Below are 15,029 nucleotides of genomic sequence, written 5' to 3' on the forward strand. Positions count from 1 at the left end.
TCAGATCACCCAGTTGCCGGCGTCGGCATCATTCGGTTTGAGATTGAGGTCGGGGCGCACCGTCGGGCCGAGCGCGCGGATGCGGTCTTTGATATGGGCCGGGCGCACGCCCTCGTCCGTGAGCGTAGCGTCGATCACATAGGCGCCCACGACGCGCAGCGCGGCTTCCTCAGTGCGGGCAAGATCGTCGCCATGGTCGCCCACATCGGCGCTGTCGCCCACCTGCCGCGACCAGCCATCGCCCGCCCACCAGATGACGTCGCCGCTCACCAGGTCATTGCCCGTCAATATCTTCATTCTACCCTTGTCCCATCCGGTCCGGTCGTTGCCGGGCCTTCGATATTCAGTGCCATATCGCGATAGGCGATCAGGCTGTCCTGTGCCAGCGCATGCGCCGTCACTTCACCGACAACGATCAGCGCCGGGCTGACCACATTTTCCCGCACTACCATGTCGCCCAGATCGGTGAGCAGGGTGCGCAACGTCCGCATGTCCGCGCGCGTGCCATTTTCCAGCACCGCCACGGGCAAAGCAGGCGACACACCGTCGGCAATCAGCTTTTCGGCGATATCGGCCGCGGTCGCGACGCCCATATAGATGACGAGCGTGCGTCCCTTACCTGCCAAGCCCGACCAGTCCTGATCCGTCAGCCCCTTGCACTGGCCGGCGACGAAGCTGACCGCGCTCGACGCCGCGCGATGGGTGAGGGGAAGCTGGGCGGCGGCCGCGCTGCCGATCGCGGCGCTGATGCCAGGCACGACGTCCACCGGCACGCCGGCGGCGCGGCAGGCTTCGACTTCCTCGCCCCCCCGGCCGAAGATGAAAGGATCGCCGCCCTTCAGGCGCACGACATTACGGCCTTCGCGGGCAAGATCGACCAGCAGGGTGTTAATCGCGTCCTGCGGCATGGAATGGCGGCTACGCTGCTTGGCGACGGAGATCAGTTCTGCATCGGTCGAGGCGAGCGCCAATATTGCGTCCGACACCAGCCCGTCATGCACGATCACATCCGCTGCGCCGATCAGGCGCGCGGCCTTGATCGTCAGCAGGTCCGGATCGCCGGGGCCTGCGCCTACCAGATGAACTGTCGAGGGTGCTGTATCAGCCATGATGGCCAGATGGCGAAAGCGGCGGGGAAGTTCAATTCAGAATGGGTATGCAGGGGGTTAGGAAATGTTTTTGCGTCAATCACCCATTGCGGCAACGTCAATATCCTTGAGGCCCACGCCGATGGAGGCGCGCGGCGTCTCGATCTCCGCCGAAACGACCGGATAGGCGCAATAGTCGGCGGCATAATAGGCGCTGGGCCGGTGATTGCCGGATATGCCGGTGCCACCGAAGGGAGCGGAGGAGGAGGCGCCGTTGGTCGGGCGGTTCCAGTTGATGAGGCCGGCACGGATATTGGCCCAGAATTGATTATATTGTTCGGGCGATCCCCCGATCAGCGAGGCAGACAGGCCGTAGCGCGTATTGTTCGCCTCCGCGATGGCATCGCCGAAATCCGACACGCGGATCACTTGGAGCAGCGGGCCGAACAGTTCGACGTCAGGCCGTTCCTTCATGGCGGTAACGTCGATGATGGCGGGCGACAGGAAGGGCAGGCCCTTGTGCGGCCGCACCATATGTTTGATCGGCCGGCCGCCGTTGCTCATCAGATAGAGGAAGCTTTCGGTCAGTCCGTCGGCCACCTGATTGTCGATCACCGGCCCCATATAGGGAGCGGGATCGGCATGGGGATGATCGACGATCAGCCGGTCGGCCAGTTTTTTGACCTCGCTCACCAGCCGGTCGGCGATGCTGTCGCGCACGATGAGGCGGCTGGCGGCGGTGCAGCGCTGCCCGCTGGTCATGAAGGCGGACTGGACCACCAAAGTCGCCGCCGCGCTGATTTCCGGCGTGTCCCAGACGATGACCGGATTATTGCCACCCATTTCGAGCGCAAGGATCTTCGAGGGTTGCGCCGCGAACTGTCGGTTGATTGCTATGCCGGTCTGTGCCGATCCGGTGAAGAGGATGCCACCTACATCGGGATGGGCGGCCAGCGCCTTGCCCACGTCAGCGCCGCCGATCAGCAGGCGCATTGCCTCCACCGGCACGCCGGCCTCATGGTAGAGTTTGACCAGCATTTCGCCGACGGCCGGCGTCTTTTCCGATGGTTTGAAGACCACCGCATTGCCGGCGAGCAGCGCGGGAATGATATGGCCGTTGGGTAGGTGGGCCGGGAAATTATAGGGGCCGAGCACCGCCATCACGCCGTGGGGCTTGTGCCGGACCGACTGGCGCGCACCAAGCGCAGCTTCCAGCCGCCGCTGCCCGGTCCGTTCGGAATAGGCGGCGACGCTGATGTCGATCTTGCCGATGACGGCGGCGACCTCGTTGCGGGCGTCCCATAACGGCTTGCCGGTTTCCCGCGCAATAAGGTCCGCGAGCGCATCCTCATTCCTGCGCACGACATTGACGAAACGCCGCAGGGTTTCGATGCGATAGGCGATCGGCTGGGCCGCCCATTTGGGCCAGGCGGCACGGGCGCGCGCGACCTCTGTATCAACGTCGCCGGGTTCACCCTGCCAAAGCAGGGTGCCGGTGGCAGGTTCATGGGATGTAAGTGGCGCGACCATTTGGGGAGCGGTATGGCGGAAATTGGTTAAGGAAAGAAGAGAGGCGCGCGCTCAAACAATCGCATTTGCGCTCAATGCTTCGCCCATGCGGCGAATGGCGGCGACCTTGGCGTGGAGCAGGGACCAGTCGTCTTGCCCGTCGATCGCGCTCCAGATCGCCTCGACCTCGTCGATGTGCATGGAGCAGGGGCTGTCGTCGGACCAGTAGATGTGATCTTTTGCGCCCGATATGGCTGTGAAATGCGCAATGGCTTCGTGGAAGGGCGTCCATGCCGCATCGCTATAGGCTGCCGTATTGCGAGGCTTGCCGCCGCGCCAATCGTGAAAGAATCGGTCGATCAGGGTACCGGTCGTCACCATGGCGCGGACGGCCGCTTCGATCATCGGGCCGGGATCGGCGCCCGGCTCGACGCCCAGTCGCCAGCAGAACCGACGCTGCATCGCCTCTGCATAAAGAGTCGGGAATCGTTCGAGCTCCTCGATCAGTGGCGGGGCATCTGTCAGCGCGCGCAGCGATATGGCCAGTTGGGCGACATCCCAATGAATGGCTTCCGCCTGCCGACCAAAGGCGTACAGGCCTTGATGATCGAAATAAGCGGCCGTGAAATTGGCGTCCCACAAGGGGGTGAAGCGCCAGGGGCCGTAATCGAAGCTCTCGCCCGTCACGTTGATATTATCGCTGTTGAGTACGCCATGGACGAATCCTGCCACCATATAGCTGGCGGCAAGATCGGCGGTGCGCTCCACCACCCGGCCCAGCAGTTGCGCGGGCGGATTGTCGCCGGGCGTCTCGTCATACAGGCGAGTGAGGGCATACTCGGTCAGTTTGTCCAACAGCGCCTTGTCGTCGTGGAAGGCCGCGCGTTGGAAGCTGCCGATGCGGATATGCGAATGGCTGAGACGCACCATCACCGCTCCGCGCGTGGGAGACGGTTCGTCATTACGCTCCAGAGCCTCGCCCGTCTCGATGATGGAGAAGGTCTTCGACGTATTCACGCCCAGCGCTTCCAGCATCTCGGTCGCCAATATCTCGCGCACGCCACCCTTCAGCGTCAGCCGTCCGTCGCCGAAACGACTATAGGGTGTCTGGCCAGATCCCTTGGTGCCCAGGTCGAGCAGCCGGTTCCTATCGTCGCGCAACTGCGCGAACAGGAAGCCGCGTCCGTCGCCGATATCGGGGTTATAATGGCGGAACTGATGGCCGTGATACCGCAGCGCCAGTGGCCGGGGCAGGCTGTCCTCCAGCGGCGCGAAGCGGCCGAAATGGGCGATCCACTCGTCATCGCGGAGGCCATCGAGGCCCACCGAGGCGGCGGCGCGGTCGTTGCGATAGCGCAGGATTGTCTGCGGGAAGTCCGCCGCCGTGACTGGATCGCCGAGCATCAGCGTGTCGATTTCGGCGGCGGGACGATATTTGGCGGCTTGCGGCGTTTCGATCATATGGTGATATGGGGGAAGGTCACCTGAAGGATCAAGCTTGAGCGGCTATAAGGACGGATATTGGTGGTCACCCGATGGGCTGCGGCTCCATTATCGGGACTATGAGGGCTCCGATGACGGTCGCCCGCCCTTGCTCTGCCTGCCGGGGCTGACCCGCAATGCGCGCGATTTCGAGCCATTGGCCGGACGGCTGGCGGGGGAATGGCGGCTGATCTGTCCGGATATGCGTGGGCGTGCCGAAAGCGCCTATGCCAAGGACGCGATGACCTATGTGCCGCTGACCTATTTGCAGGATATCAGCCGGTTGCTGGCCGACCTTGCCATCACCCGCTTCGTTGCGGTGGGGACGTCGCTGGGCGGGATCATCACCATGTTGATCGCCGCGACGCACAAGGAGTGGCTGGCCGGCGCGCTGCTCAATGACGTCGGTCCCGCGCTGGACGAGGGCGGGCTGGATCGCATAAGATCTTATGTCGGCGTCGGTCAGTCGCATCCGACCTGGGTCCATGCCGCCCGCGCGCTGGCGGAGGCCAATGCGGACGTCTATCCTGATTATGATCTGGAACAATGGCTGGCCATGGCAAAGCGCCTTTATCGCCTGAACAGCGGGGGGCGTGTCGTGCTGGACTATGACATGAAGATTGCCGAACCGATCCGCGCCATGGGCAGCGAGGCGGGGGTCGACATGTGGCCGGTGATGCAGGCGTTCCAGAGCATCCCGACGTTGTTGCTAAGGGGCGAGCGATCCGACTTGCTGTCCGCCGCGTCGGCGCAGCGCATGGCGGACGGGATCGGTGTCAGTGCCGAACTGGCGATCGTGCCGGGCGTAGGCCATGCGCCGGCGCTGGACGAGCCGGCAAGCGTGGCGGCGATCGATCGTCTGCTGGCGCGGGTGCTGCATGGATAAGCCACCACATATCCTGCATGTCCATGGCAGTTTTACCCTGGGCGGCAAGGAAGCACGCGCCGTGCGCCTGATGAATCTTTGGGGAGACAAGGCGCGCCACAGCGTCGCCAGCGCCGATCCGCAGGCGATGGGTGCGCGTGATGCGATCGACCCGTCGATCAGCGTTGATTATCCCGATAGCCCATCCTTTGCAGGCAAGCCGGGGCTGGCGCGCTATCGGGTCATCACCGCCTTTCTCAAGCAGTTCGACCTCATCCTCACCTATAATTGGGGATCGATGGACGCAGTCATGGCGCATCGTCTGGCGGGGGTCTCGGCCGGCCTTCCCCCGCTGATCCATCATGAGGATGGCTTCAACGCGGATGAAGCCGATGGGTTGAAGACGAAACGCAACCTGTTCCGCCGGCTCGCCCTGCAACGCGCCTATGGCATGGTGGTGCCTTCGGTCCGGCTGGAGGGGATTGCCCGTTCCGTCTGGAAGCAGCCGACTGAGCGGCTGCATCTGATCCGCAATGGGATCGACGTCGATCGCTATGCGCAGCCGCCTGCGCCTGACGCGATTCCGGGTCTGGTCCGGTCGCCGGGCAAATTGCTGGTCGGTACACTGGCAGGATTGCGTGCCGTAAAGAATATCCCGCGCCTCGTCCGGGCCGTTGCCGCGCACGGCGACAGGCTGCAACTGGTCGTGGTGGGTGAGGGGCCGGAGCGCGATGCGATCCTGGCAGAGGCCGCCGCCCATGGCTTGACTGATATCCATATGGCGGGCTTCATGGACCGCCCATGGCGCTTCGTTGGCTTGTTCGACATTTTTGCCCTGTCTTCGGACAGCGAGCAATTCCCCATCTCGCTGGTGGAGGCGATGGCGGCCGGCGTGCCGGCGGCGTCGATGGATGTGGGCGACGTCGCGAACATGGTCGCGGCAGAAAACCGGCCCTTCGTCGTCGGTGCCGAGGCGGAACTGGCGGACGCGCTCGGCAAGCTGGCAGATGATGCCGATCTGCGTGTGCGGCTGGGGTCTGCGAACCGCCAGCGCGCTGCCCGCGACTATGTCGAACGCGATATGGTAAATGCTTATGCGCGCCTCTATGGGGAGGCTCTGGCCAGCCCCATGATTTTGCGCTAGGGCGCGCGAAATTCGTCATAGACAGCCAAAGCTGCTATAGGGTCGCTTTTTACCCGGTCGAGGGGGCCGGGTGCATGTGCAGGAGATGTCGTTGTTCAAGGGGTTGAAGCCTATCGTCTATGGTGGCCGCGAAGTCTGGCCGATAGTCGAGGGTGGCAAGGGCGTTGCCGTATCCAACCACAGCAGCTCCGGCGCCTGGGCGGCCGCTGGCGGCATTGGCACCGTATCGGCTGTGAACGCCGACAGCTATGACAGCTTCGGCAATGTCATCCCCCAAATCTATCATGGCCGCACTCGTCGCGACCGGCATGAAGAACTGATCGCTTATGCCATCGACGGCGCCGTCGAGCAGGTGAAGCGCGCGTTCGAGATTGCGGGCGGCAAGGGCGCGATCAACATCAACGTCCTGTGGGAAATGGGCGGCGCGCAGCGTGTGCTGCACGGCGTGCTGGACAAGACGCGCGGCATGGTGGCGGGCGTCACCTGCGGCGCCGGCATGCCCTATAAGCTGAGCGAAATCGCGGCATCCTATAATGTCAGCTATCTACCGATCGTGTCCTCCGGCCGCGCTTTCCGCGCGCTGTGGAAGCGCGCCTATTCCAAGGCGGCGGAATGGCTGGCGGCAGTGGTCTATGAAGATCCCTGGCTGGCGGGCGGCCATAACGGCCTGTCCAACGCGGAAGATCCGCGCGCACCGCAAGACCCCTATCCCCGCGTCCGCGACCTGCGCGCCACCATGCGCGAAGGCGGCATTTCGGACGATGTGCCGATCGTGATGGCCGGCGGCGTCTGGGCGCTCAAGGACTGGAACGACTGGATCGACAATCCCGAACTGGGATCGATCATGTTCCAGTTCGGTACCCGTCCGCTGCTGACGCAGGAAAGCCCGATCCCGCAGGACTGGAAGGACCGGTTGATGCAGTTGGAGCCGGGTGACGTGCTGCTGCACAAATTCTCGCCTACCGGCTTCTACAGCTCGGCGATCCGCAATCCCTTCCTGCGTTCGCTCGAAGCGCGGTCGGATCGCCAGATCCCGTTCAGCACCGAACAGGCGGGCGACCATACCCACCAGCTCGATGTGGGTGTGAAGGGCAAGAATTTCTGGGTGACGCTGGGCGATCTTCAGCGGGCACGCGAATGGTTCGGCGCGGGCTTCACCTCCGCGCTCAAAACGCCCGACAACACGCTCGTCTTCGTGACCGAAGAGGAGAAAGCGGAAATCCGCAAGGACCAGACCGACTGCATGGGTTGCCTGTCGCAGTGCAGCTTCTCCAGCTGGATGGACAGCGAAACCAACTCGACCGGTCGACTGGCCGATCCGCGCAGCTTCTGCATCCAGAAGTCGTTGCAGGAATCGGTCCATGGCGGCGATCTGGACAAGAATCTGCTGTTCGCGGGCCATGCCGCCTATCGGTTCAAGCAGGATCCCTTCTACTCGAACGGGTTCGTGCCGACCGTGAAGCAACTGGTCGACCGCATCCTGACGGGCGACTGATGGCCACCGAACTTCCAGGGTTGGCGGTGCTGCATTATGGCGCTGCGGATTTTGACATCGAGCGGCCGGGGCAATTCGTGCTCTGCGCCGTTTCGGGTGCGCGAATCGATCTCCATGATCTCAAATATTGGAGCGCCGAGTTTCAGGAAGCTTATCGCGGCCCGCAGGAAGCGACTCGGTCCTTCCTTCAGCATCGCGGCCCCGATTTCCGGTAAAATAACAGCCGTTATCATTCTCGATAAGCGGCGATTGGCGTGATAAGCGCACGGAATGATCGTTCAAGGGGTGATGAATGTCGATTCATCGCCTGTCTGGCGCATTCCGCCGTAACTTTACTATTCCAGCTCGGTAAAAACTGATGTAATCTTTCCTCAGAAGCGACGAAGATCGCTCCATGTGGAAGGATGTGTGCTGATGTCTCGTATTGACGTCTTTGGTGATCGTATCTGCATCGTGTCGAGCCTGCTGATCGTGGGCTGGTTCCTTTACAGCACGATTTTCTGAACCTCTCTGCGGCTGGCGGGCGCCGTGGCGACCTGCTTCGCCTGATTGTTGCGTGCTGGCGCCATAAAGCGATCTGGCTGCGTGCGCTGATTATCCGTATCGCAGGAGAGGCTGATGTTCAGTCATGTCATGGTCGGCGCCAACGATATGGAGGCATCCAAGGCTTTTTACGATGCGACCTTCGGGGCGATGAGTGTCAAGCCGGGCTTCTATGATGACAAGGGGCGGATCATCTATCTGCATGATGGCGCGATCTTCATGATTACGACCCCGATCGACGGGGCGCCGGCCTGCCATGCCAATGGCGGGACGATCGGCCTTGCCATGGCATCGCCCGCGCAGACGGATGCCTGGCATGCGGCAGGCGTGGGTGCAGGTGGTAGCAGTTGCGAGGATCCGCCGGGCGTGCGGGAAGGCGGCTTTGGGAAGCTTTACCTTGCCTATTTGCGCGATCCTGCCGGCAACAAACTGTGCGGGCTGCACCGGATCACTTGATCTACATTTGGCCAAGCAGGGCTGGCGATTGCCCAAGCAAAGCTATGTCGACTTTCCTGACAGCATGGATAGATATCGTCGCGAGCATTTCGCTCCGCGGCTTTTGATGGATGTCAGCTTGCTCCGCGTCACCAACGGCTAAAGCGCACGGTGCCGAAGCGACCACGCCAGGTTTCGTGTTCCCTTTCATGGAGAAGACGATGACCCGCACGACCCCACGCCGCCGTCCGTCTGACGCGGCTTTTCCGACCCAGGCAATCTACCTGCCGCATAGCAGTTGGACCCGCGCTGAGCGCAAGCCAGCCGCGAACCAGACGATCGTGCCGACCGACTTCTGGGCGCGGCTGGGGATTTAGCTCCCCAGCCCGTTGACCGGGACGGCCAATACCCCTTCCGCCTCAAAACTGGCGATGGGGTAGGCGCAATAGTCGGCGGCATAATAAGCGCTGGGGCGATGATTGCCTGAAGCGCCAAGGCCACCGAATGGCATGTTGCCCGCGGCGCCGGTGGTCGGCCGGTTGCGGTTGACCACTCCGGCGCGGCTTTCTTCCACGACGCGTTGCCATAACCTTTCATCCTGCGCGATCAGCCCGGCCGACAGGCCGAAGCTGGTGGCGTTGGCGGCGGCGATCGCGGCGTCGAAATCGGGTACGCGGATGACGGTCAGTACCGGCGCGAAAATCTCAGCGTCGGGTGCGGTCACGCCGGTCATGTCGAGCAGAGCAGGCGTGACGAAGGCGGCGCTGCGGTCGATTACCCCTTCAAATGGGCGGATGGGGCGTGCGCCGCGTGCGACGAGGTCGCTGACGGCGCGATGGGCGGCAGCCGCCGCCTGATCCGATATGAGTGGACCCATGAAGGCATCGCCCGTTTCATTCCAAGCAGCGATTGGCAAGCGCGCTGCCAGGGCGGCGGTCGCCTCCACGATGGCATCGCCGGTCGCGCCTTCCGGCACGATCAGGCGGCGGGCGCAGGAGCAGCGCTGGCCGGTGGTGATGAAGGCCGAATTGACGATGATCGACGCGGCCTCTTCCGGGCTGTCCCAGGCGATCAGGGGATTATTGCCGCCCAGTTCCAGCGCCATGACGACATGGGGGCGATCGACCAGCGCGCGGCGCAGCGCCGCGCCTGCGCCCGCCGATCCGGTAAAGAGCAGGCCGTCAATGTCGCCGGCGACCAGTGTTTCGCCAGTCGAGCGGCCGCCTTGGACCACGGTCAGCAATCCGTCCGGCAGGCCCGCCGCCGTCCAGGCATCGGCCATGGCGGCACCGGTGGCCGGGGTGATTTCGGACGGTTTGAAGACGATGGCGTTGCCGGCGATCAGGGCCGGGACGATATGGCCGTTGGGCAGGTGGCCGGGGAAATTATAGGGGCCAAGCACCCCCATCACGCCATGGCCGCGATGGCGCAGCACCGCGCGGCCGAAGGGCATGTCGGCAGAGCGCTCACCGGTGCGTTCGGCATGGGCCTTGATCGACACATCGACCTTGGCGATCATCGATCCGATTTCGGCGTCGCTTTCCCACAGTAGCTTGCCTGTCTCACGCGAGATGAGTTCAGCCAGCGCGGCGCGGCGTTCACTCAGTATGGCGGCGTAGCGGCGGGCGATGGCGACGCGGTCGTCCACGCTCAGTGCGCGCCAGCCCGGCAGGGCGGTACGCGCGGTGGCGATGGCGCGATGGCAATCATCCGCGCTCGCGACCGGGCCTTCCCAGACCAGTTCACGCGAGGCAGGATCGAAGGACTGCAACATGGCGTTCACCGGTTCGCCTCCTTCTGGGCGCCCAATTCCGCACTGGTCATGGCGAAGATGCCGGTGGCGTTGCCGGTGTCGAACGCGAGGTCGAGCCGGCCCGTTTCCGGGTCGATATCGCGGCTGATGAATTCGTAGAAGGAACCGGGCACCGAACGGAGTTCGCCGTCGGCGAAAAGTCGCTCCACACTGTCGGCGCGGAAGGCGGTCTGGCGCACGCGGCCGGTCGCGGAGACTTCCAGCTTATCCTTCATCGGCCTGTCCTCCGTCTTCAGCCGTTCGGCCAGCGCCGCGACGTCCGCGACCCGGTCGGTTGCATGGTTGAAGCCATTGCCTTCCGTTGCGATCCAGGCCGCTTCGTTGGAGCGGGACAGCAGCAGTTGATAATCCTCGAAACTTGGCGGCTCATGCTGCCGGTCGAAGGCGGACAGAATCACCGGTAGGGCGGTAATTGCGACAGCGAGTTGGACAGGTAAATCGCGCTCATAATGCGCGAGCATCGCCTTGGTCGCTTCGTCCAGCGGGTCGCGGCTGGAGTCGAAGATGCGGGCGGCGGCGTCGGCAAATTCATCGTCGAACCGGTCGACATGCAGTTCGGACAGGAAGAATTGCGGGATCGCTTCGGGGAAGTCGCGGTGGCGATAGGCGCGGCCGGTCATCCGCAGGCGTTCGAGCGGATAGAGCGCGGCCATTTCATAGCCCAAAGGCAGGAAGATGCGGGTGAAAGCATCCTCGCCGCCTGGAAGCGCACCGGTCGGGGCGGCGGGGAAGCGGATGGAGCGCAGCGCGCCATGATCGAACACGACCTTTCCGCCACGGGCCAGCGTGTCGGCGACATAGGCGCTGCCGCTGGGGACGCGGCGCAGAAGATCGTCGAACAGGGCGACGTTCATGGCCATGGCGAAGGCGGCGCGGGAGACAGTGTCGCCACGCTGCGCCAGCAGGGCGGGGTCGATGGCCAGCATGTCCAGCGTCTGCCGGCCAGTCTCCTCGCCCAGCGTCGCCATGACGAGTGTCTCTATCGTACCCATATTCTCATTCGACATGATATGCTCCCGATGACAGCGCCCTTATCGCAGGATAAGCATGATTTTCAAAATGGCGACCTGTCATCTGTTGATGCGAGTTTGGAATGAGTGTGTCCCGCAAATGGTTGCCGCCCATGAATGCGCTGATCGCGTTCGAGGCGGCGGTGCGTCATGGTGGTTTTTCCCGCGCCGGAGAGGAGATCGGCCTGACCCAGAGTGCGGTCAGCCGGCAGATCGCGCAACTGGAGGACTGGTTGCAGACGCCCCTGTTTGATCGGATCGGGCGACGGGTGCGGCTGAACGAGGCAGGGCGGGCTTATGCCGATGACCTGTTGCCGGCACTGGACAGCATCCGGCGGGCGACCGCGCGAGCGTCGGCGCGACCGTCGCAGACCGCGCTGCGGGTTGCGACCTTGCCGAGCTTCGGCATGCGTTGGCTGGCACCGCGCCTGCCGCAACTGACGGCACGGCATCCCGATCTGGTGATCGACTTTGCCGCCCGGTCGCAGCCCTTCGATTTCGGGCATGAGGATTTCGATGCGGCTGTCCATTTCGGTGTCGCGGCCGATTGGCCCGGTGTGGCGATGGATTTTCTGTTCCGCGAAGAGGCGGTGCCGGTCTGTGCGCCCGGATGGCTGGCGGCGCATCCATTGCGCGAACCCGCGGATCTGCTGCATGCACCGTTGCTCAGCCAGATATCGCGGCGGGATGCCTGGGCGCGGTGGTTGACGATGGCTGGGGTGGATGCAAGCGGGCTGGCGCAGGGGCCGGCCTATGAGCATTTCCTGATGCTGGCGCAGGCCTGTGCGGCTGGCGCCGGCGTGGCGCTGATCCCCAGTTTCCTGATCCGCCCTGAACTGGAGGCGGGCACGCTGGTCATTCCCTTCGCCCGGCCGTTATCGACCGAGCAGGCCTATTATCTGGTCTATCCGGCCGGTGCGCTGGGGACGGGGCCGCTGGCGCAGTTCCGCAACTGGATGGTGGAGCAGGCGCGGGGATAAGGGCCTATGCCTTTCCGATATAGGGAAACCCGTTCGCCCCGAGCTTGTCGAAGGGTCTCTCTTCTTCACACAGAAAGGGGCTTGGACAGGCTCAGCCCGAACGGAGAGAGGTTGGGCTGAATTTACGCAGGTCGCGAAACATTCAGCCCCGAAGCCTTCACATCTTCTTGGGCATGCAGTCGCCGCCGGCCGCTTTGATTGCGCCGCACAGGCGAGCGGCGTCGCTGCTGCTGGCGATGGGGCCGGCCTGGAGCCGGGTCACGGCACCGGCCTTGACCAAATAGGGCTGATAGGCGGAAAGGCCGCCGACCTTGCGGCTGAGCTGGCTCCACAGAGCGCGGGCGCGACCATCCTCGCTGAAGGCGCCGAGTTGGACCCGCCATCCGCCCGACGCGGCCGGGGTGGGAGCCGCGGCGGCCTGACGCACCGGTGCTGGCGTGGGCGCGGCAGGCGCTGGTTTCGGCTTAGCGACGGCCGCCTGCACCGGCGGCTTTGCCGGGGCGGGGGTCGGTCTAGGTGCCGGCGGGGTGCTGATGGAGGGCGGGAGTTCGGTGGTGCGGACCGCCGATCCGTTGCGTGCTGGCGCAGGGGCGGGCGTCGCCACGGCGAGGGCAGCGCTGTTGTCGCCCTTTTCCATGCTAGCGGCCATGGCGAGGCCCTGTTTGCGTTGATCCTCCGGGATATATTTGTCCATTTGTTCCAGGCTGGTCGCGGCCTGCGGCAGGCCGGACGCCGACGCGCGGGTCATCAGCGCATAGGCGCGGACCCAGTCCTTGCCGATCGTGTCGCCGTTGAACAGGGTGGTGCCGACGATATATTGCGCCCGTGCTTCGCCCCGCATGGAGGCGCGTTGCAGATAGGGCATGGCGCCGGCCCGGTCGCCCTGCTGGAACATCAGCAGGCCCAGATTGTCCTCGGCCCGCATATGGCCCTGTACCGCAGCCTTGCGATACCAGTCGATGGCGATGTTGGCATCGGGCTGGACGCCGCGACCCAGCTTATAAGCCTGACCCAGATTGAATTGCGCATCGGGATCGCCGGACTGGGCGAGAGGGCGCCATTCGGCAATCGCCTTGGCATAGTCGCCCTGCTGCCAGGCATCGACCCCGGCCTTTACGTCTGCCTGTGCCGGCAAGGTCATACCCAGCATAGCGACCAGCGCTGCTGTTCCCAAAACATGCTTCATATGCACAGGCTCCAGTGCGTAAAAATAATCAAGGACCGCAATGGCAAAATAAGGTTAAGCCGATATTAGCGTAATGGCAAAAGGCTGGATAGCAGCTTAACTATGGCGGATCGCGCCGCCCATGAAGTTTCGCGTGCGATTAACCAATTTTTAGCGGCAGTCGTGGCAATCCGTCCCGGAACTGGATTTTTCCTGGGGGGAATGCGTGCGGATTTTGGCCATGGCATCGCAAAAAGGCGGATCGGGCAAGACGACCTTGTCGGGTCATCTGGCCGTGCAGGCGCAGCGTGCCGGGGCCGGACCGGTGGTCCTGATCGACATCGATCCGCAGGGATCGTTGGCCGACTGGTGGAACGAGCGTGAGGCGGAGTTTCCAGCCTTTGCGCAGACCACGGTGGCGCGTCTGGCCGCCGATCTGGAGATATTGCGTCAGCAGGGGTTCAAGCTGGCTGTCATCGACACGCCGCCGGCCATCACCATGGCGATCCAGAGCGTCATTTCCGTTGCCGAACTGATCGTCGTGCCGACCCGTCCCAGCCCGCACGACCTGCGCGCCGTGGGAGCGACGGTCGACCTGTGCGAACGGGCCGGCAAGCCGCTGATCTTCGTGGTCAACGCCGCCACACCCAAGGCGCGCATCACCTCCGAAGCCGCCGTCGCGCTCTCGCAGCATGGCACGGTCGCGCCGGTGACGTTGCACCACCGCACCGATTTCGCCGCGTCGATGATCGACGGGCGCACCGTGATGGAAGTCGATCCCAAGGGCCGTTCCGCCGCCGAGGTGGAAGCGCTGTGGTCCTATGTGTCGGACCGGCTGGAGAAGAATTTCCGCCGCACGGTCTTTTCCGTGCCCCAGGGCAGCGTCGGCACCATGGGTGCCGCCCGTCCCGCCGGTGGTGGCTTCGGCCGCCGCGTGAGCCAGTAAGGGAGCAGGACAGATGGCCGAACCCAAACCGCTTGCGTCGCTGACCTCCGGCCTGCTCGCCCGCAAGGGCGCAGCCCAGCCGGCAATGCGTCGCCCGATGCTCGGCTTTGGCCGAGCGCCGATGTCGGCCGTGCAGCAGGACGATCTGGGCTGGAACGACATGGGATTCGATGTCGAGCCGGTGCATGAACCGGTGGAAGAGCCGGCCGCGCCGATCGGCCTGACGCCGATGACCCCGGTGGTGCCGGTGCCGCCGGTGGTGGAAGAGCGCAAGGTGCTGGCCAAGCGGCTGGCGGCCAAGCCGGCGAAAGCCAAGGCCGAGAAGGTCATGGTCGAACCGGTCGGGCGCGGTCGCAAGGCGGCCTTCACGTTGCGTCTGGATGCGCAGCGGCATCTGAAACTGCGCCTGGCCTGCGCGATCACGGGTCGTTCGGCCCAGCAGATCGTGACCAAGGCGCTGGACGATTTTCTCAATGACCTGCCGGAAATCGACCGGCTGACTCAGCAGCTGCCGCATATGCGCGACGGCCAGTGAATGAAGGGTGGGTAAGTTC

The 15,029-nt window shown here is 64.0% G+C and carries 16 protein-coding genes; 9 read left to right on the forward strand and 7 right to left on the reverse strand.

The window, feature by feature from the left end:
* The 4 genes from RQH62_RS03625 to RQH62_RS03640 form a co-directional block, all read right to left on the reverse strand.
* Positions 1-297 carry a DUF2849 domain-containing protein gene (locus RQH62_RS03625; protein WP_093084835.1) on the reverse strand — a complete coding sequence of 99 codons (297 nt, stop codon included), beginning with the start codon at positions 295-297 and terminating at the stop codon, positions 1-3.
* Positions 294-1,109: a uroporphyrinogen-III C-methyltransferase gene (gene cobA, locus RQH62_RS03630; protein ID WP_311267351.1), complete on the reverse strand. Its 816-nt coding sequence runs from the start codon at positions 1,107-1,109 to the stop codon at positions 294-296. Before cobA ends, RQH62_RS03625 begins: the two co-directional genes overlap by 4 nt.
* Positions 1,110-1,184: 75 nt before the next feature.
* Positions 1,185-2,618, reverse strand: coding sequence for a succinylglutamate-semialdehyde dehydrogenase (astD, locus tag RQH62_RS03635; RefSeq protein WP_311267352.1), 1,434 nt, complete (start codon positions 2,616-2,618; stop codon positions 1,185-1,187).
* A gap of 51 nt (positions 2,619-2,669) precedes the next feature.
* Positions 2,670-4,058, reverse strand: coding sequence for a protein adenylyltransferase SelO family protein (locus tag RQH62_RS03640; RefSeq protein WP_311267353.1), 1,389 nt, complete (start codon positions 4,056-4,058; stop codon positions 2,670-2,672).
* Between the two features lie 37 nt (positions 4,059-4,095).
* On the opposite strand from RQH62_RS03640, the gene RQH62_RS03645 reads away from it, so the two are divergent.
* The 6 genes from RQH62_RS03645 to RQH62_RS03670 all read left to right on the forward strand — a co-directional run bounded on the left by RQH62_RS03645 (position 4,096) and on the right by RQH62_RS03670 (position 8,938).
* Positions 4,096-4,965: an alpha/beta hydrolase gene (locus RQH62_RS03645; RefSeq protein WP_311267354.1), complete on the forward strand. Its 870-nt coding sequence runs from the start codon at positions 4,096-4,098 to the stop codon at positions 4,963-4,965.
* Positions 4,958-6,088, forward strand: a complete 1,131-nt coding sequence (locus tag RQH62_RS03650) for a glycosyltransferase (RefSeq protein ID WP_311267355.1) — start codon at positions 4,958-4,960, stop codon at positions 6,086-6,088. The genes RQH62_RS03645 and RQH62_RS03650 overlap by 8 nt, the downstream gene beginning before the upstream one ends.
* 91 nt (positions 6,089-6,179) lie before the next feature.
* A complete protein-coding gene (locus tag RQH62_RS03655; RefSeq protein WP_311267523.1) occupies positions 6,180-7,583 on the forward strand; it encodes a nitronate monooxygenase in 1,404 nt (467 codons plus the stop codon).
* Positions 7,583-7,798 carry a DUF2093 domain-containing protein gene (locus tag RQH62_RS03660; RefSeq protein ID WP_311267356.1) on the forward strand — a complete coding sequence of 72 codons (216 nt, stop codon included), beginning with the start codon at positions 7,583-7,585 and terminating at the stop codon, positions 7,796-7,798. Before RQH62_RS03655 ends, RQH62_RS03660 begins: the two co-directional genes overlap by 1 nt.
* A 403-nt stretch (positions 7,799-8,201) precedes the next feature.
* Positions 8,202-8,582 (forward strand): VOC family protein, encoded by a 381-nt coding sequence (locus tag RQH62_RS03665; protein WP_311267357.1) that lies wholly within the window; start codon positions 8,202-8,204, stop codon positions 8,580-8,582.
* 200 nt (positions 8,583-8,782) lie between these two features.
* Complete coding sequence (locus RQH62_RS03670; protein ID WP_311267358.1) at positions 8,783-8,938, forward strand: hypothetical protein; 156 nt, start codon at positions 8,783-8,785, stop codon at positions 8,936-8,938.
* On the opposite strand, the gene astD (RQH62_RS03675) is transcribed toward RQH62_RS03670, so the two are convergent.
* Positions 8,935-10,335, reverse strand: a complete 1,401-nt coding sequence (gene astD / locus RQH62_RS03675) for a succinylglutamate-semialdehyde dehydrogenase (RefSeq protein ID WP_311267525.1) — start codon at positions 10,333-10,335, stop codon at positions 8,935-8,937. The two genes, RQH62_RS03670 and astD (RQH62_RS03675), sit on opposite strands and share 4 nt — an antisense overlap.
* Positions 10,336-10,340: 5 nt before the next feature.
* Positions 10,341-11,381, reverse strand: a complete 1,041-nt coding sequence (locus RQH62_RS03680; RefSeq protein WP_311267359.1) for a DUF1338 domain-containing protein — start codon at positions 11,379-11,381, stop codon at positions 10,341-10,343.
* Positions 11,382-11,467: 86 nt separating this feature from the next.
* On the opposite strand from RQH62_RS03680, the gene gcvA reads away from it, so the two are divergent.
* Complete coding sequence (gene gcvA / locus RQH62_RS03685) at positions 11,468-12,364, forward strand: transcriptional regulator GcvA (protein WP_311267360.1); 897 nt, start codon at positions 11,468-11,470, stop codon at positions 12,362-12,364.
* Between the two features lie 157 nt (positions 12,365-12,521).
* On the opposite strand, the gene RQH62_RS03690 is transcribed toward gcvA, so the two are convergent.
* On the reverse strand, positions 12,522-13,550 hold the full coding sequence (locus RQH62_RS03690) for an SPOR domain-containing protein (RefSeq protein WP_311267361.1): 1,029 nt from the start codon (positions 13,548-13,550) through the stop codon (positions 12,522-12,524).
* A 205-nt stretch (positions 13,551-13,755) separates the two neighbouring features.
* Between RQH62_RS03690 and RQH62_RS03695 the strand changes: the two genes are divergently transcribed.
* Positions 13,756-14,475 (forward strand): ParA family protein, encoded by a 720-nt coding sequence (locus tag RQH62_RS03695; protein WP_311267362.1) that lies wholly within the window; start codon positions 13,756-13,758, stop codon positions 14,473-14,475.
* A 13-nt stretch (positions 14,476-14,488) separates the two neighbouring features.
* Positions 14,489-15,010 (forward strand): hypothetical protein, encoded by a 522-nt coding sequence (locus RQH62_RS03700; RefSeq protein ID WP_311267363.1) that lies wholly within the window; start codon positions 14,489-14,491, stop codon positions 15,008-15,010.
* Positions 15,011-15,029: the final 19 nt, after the last annotated feature.

The organism is Sphingobium sp. WCS2017Hpa-17 (assembly GCF_031843765.1).
Taxonomy (GTDB): Bacteria; Pseudomonadota; Alphaproteobacteria; order Sphingomonadales; family Sphingomonadaceae; genus Sphingobium.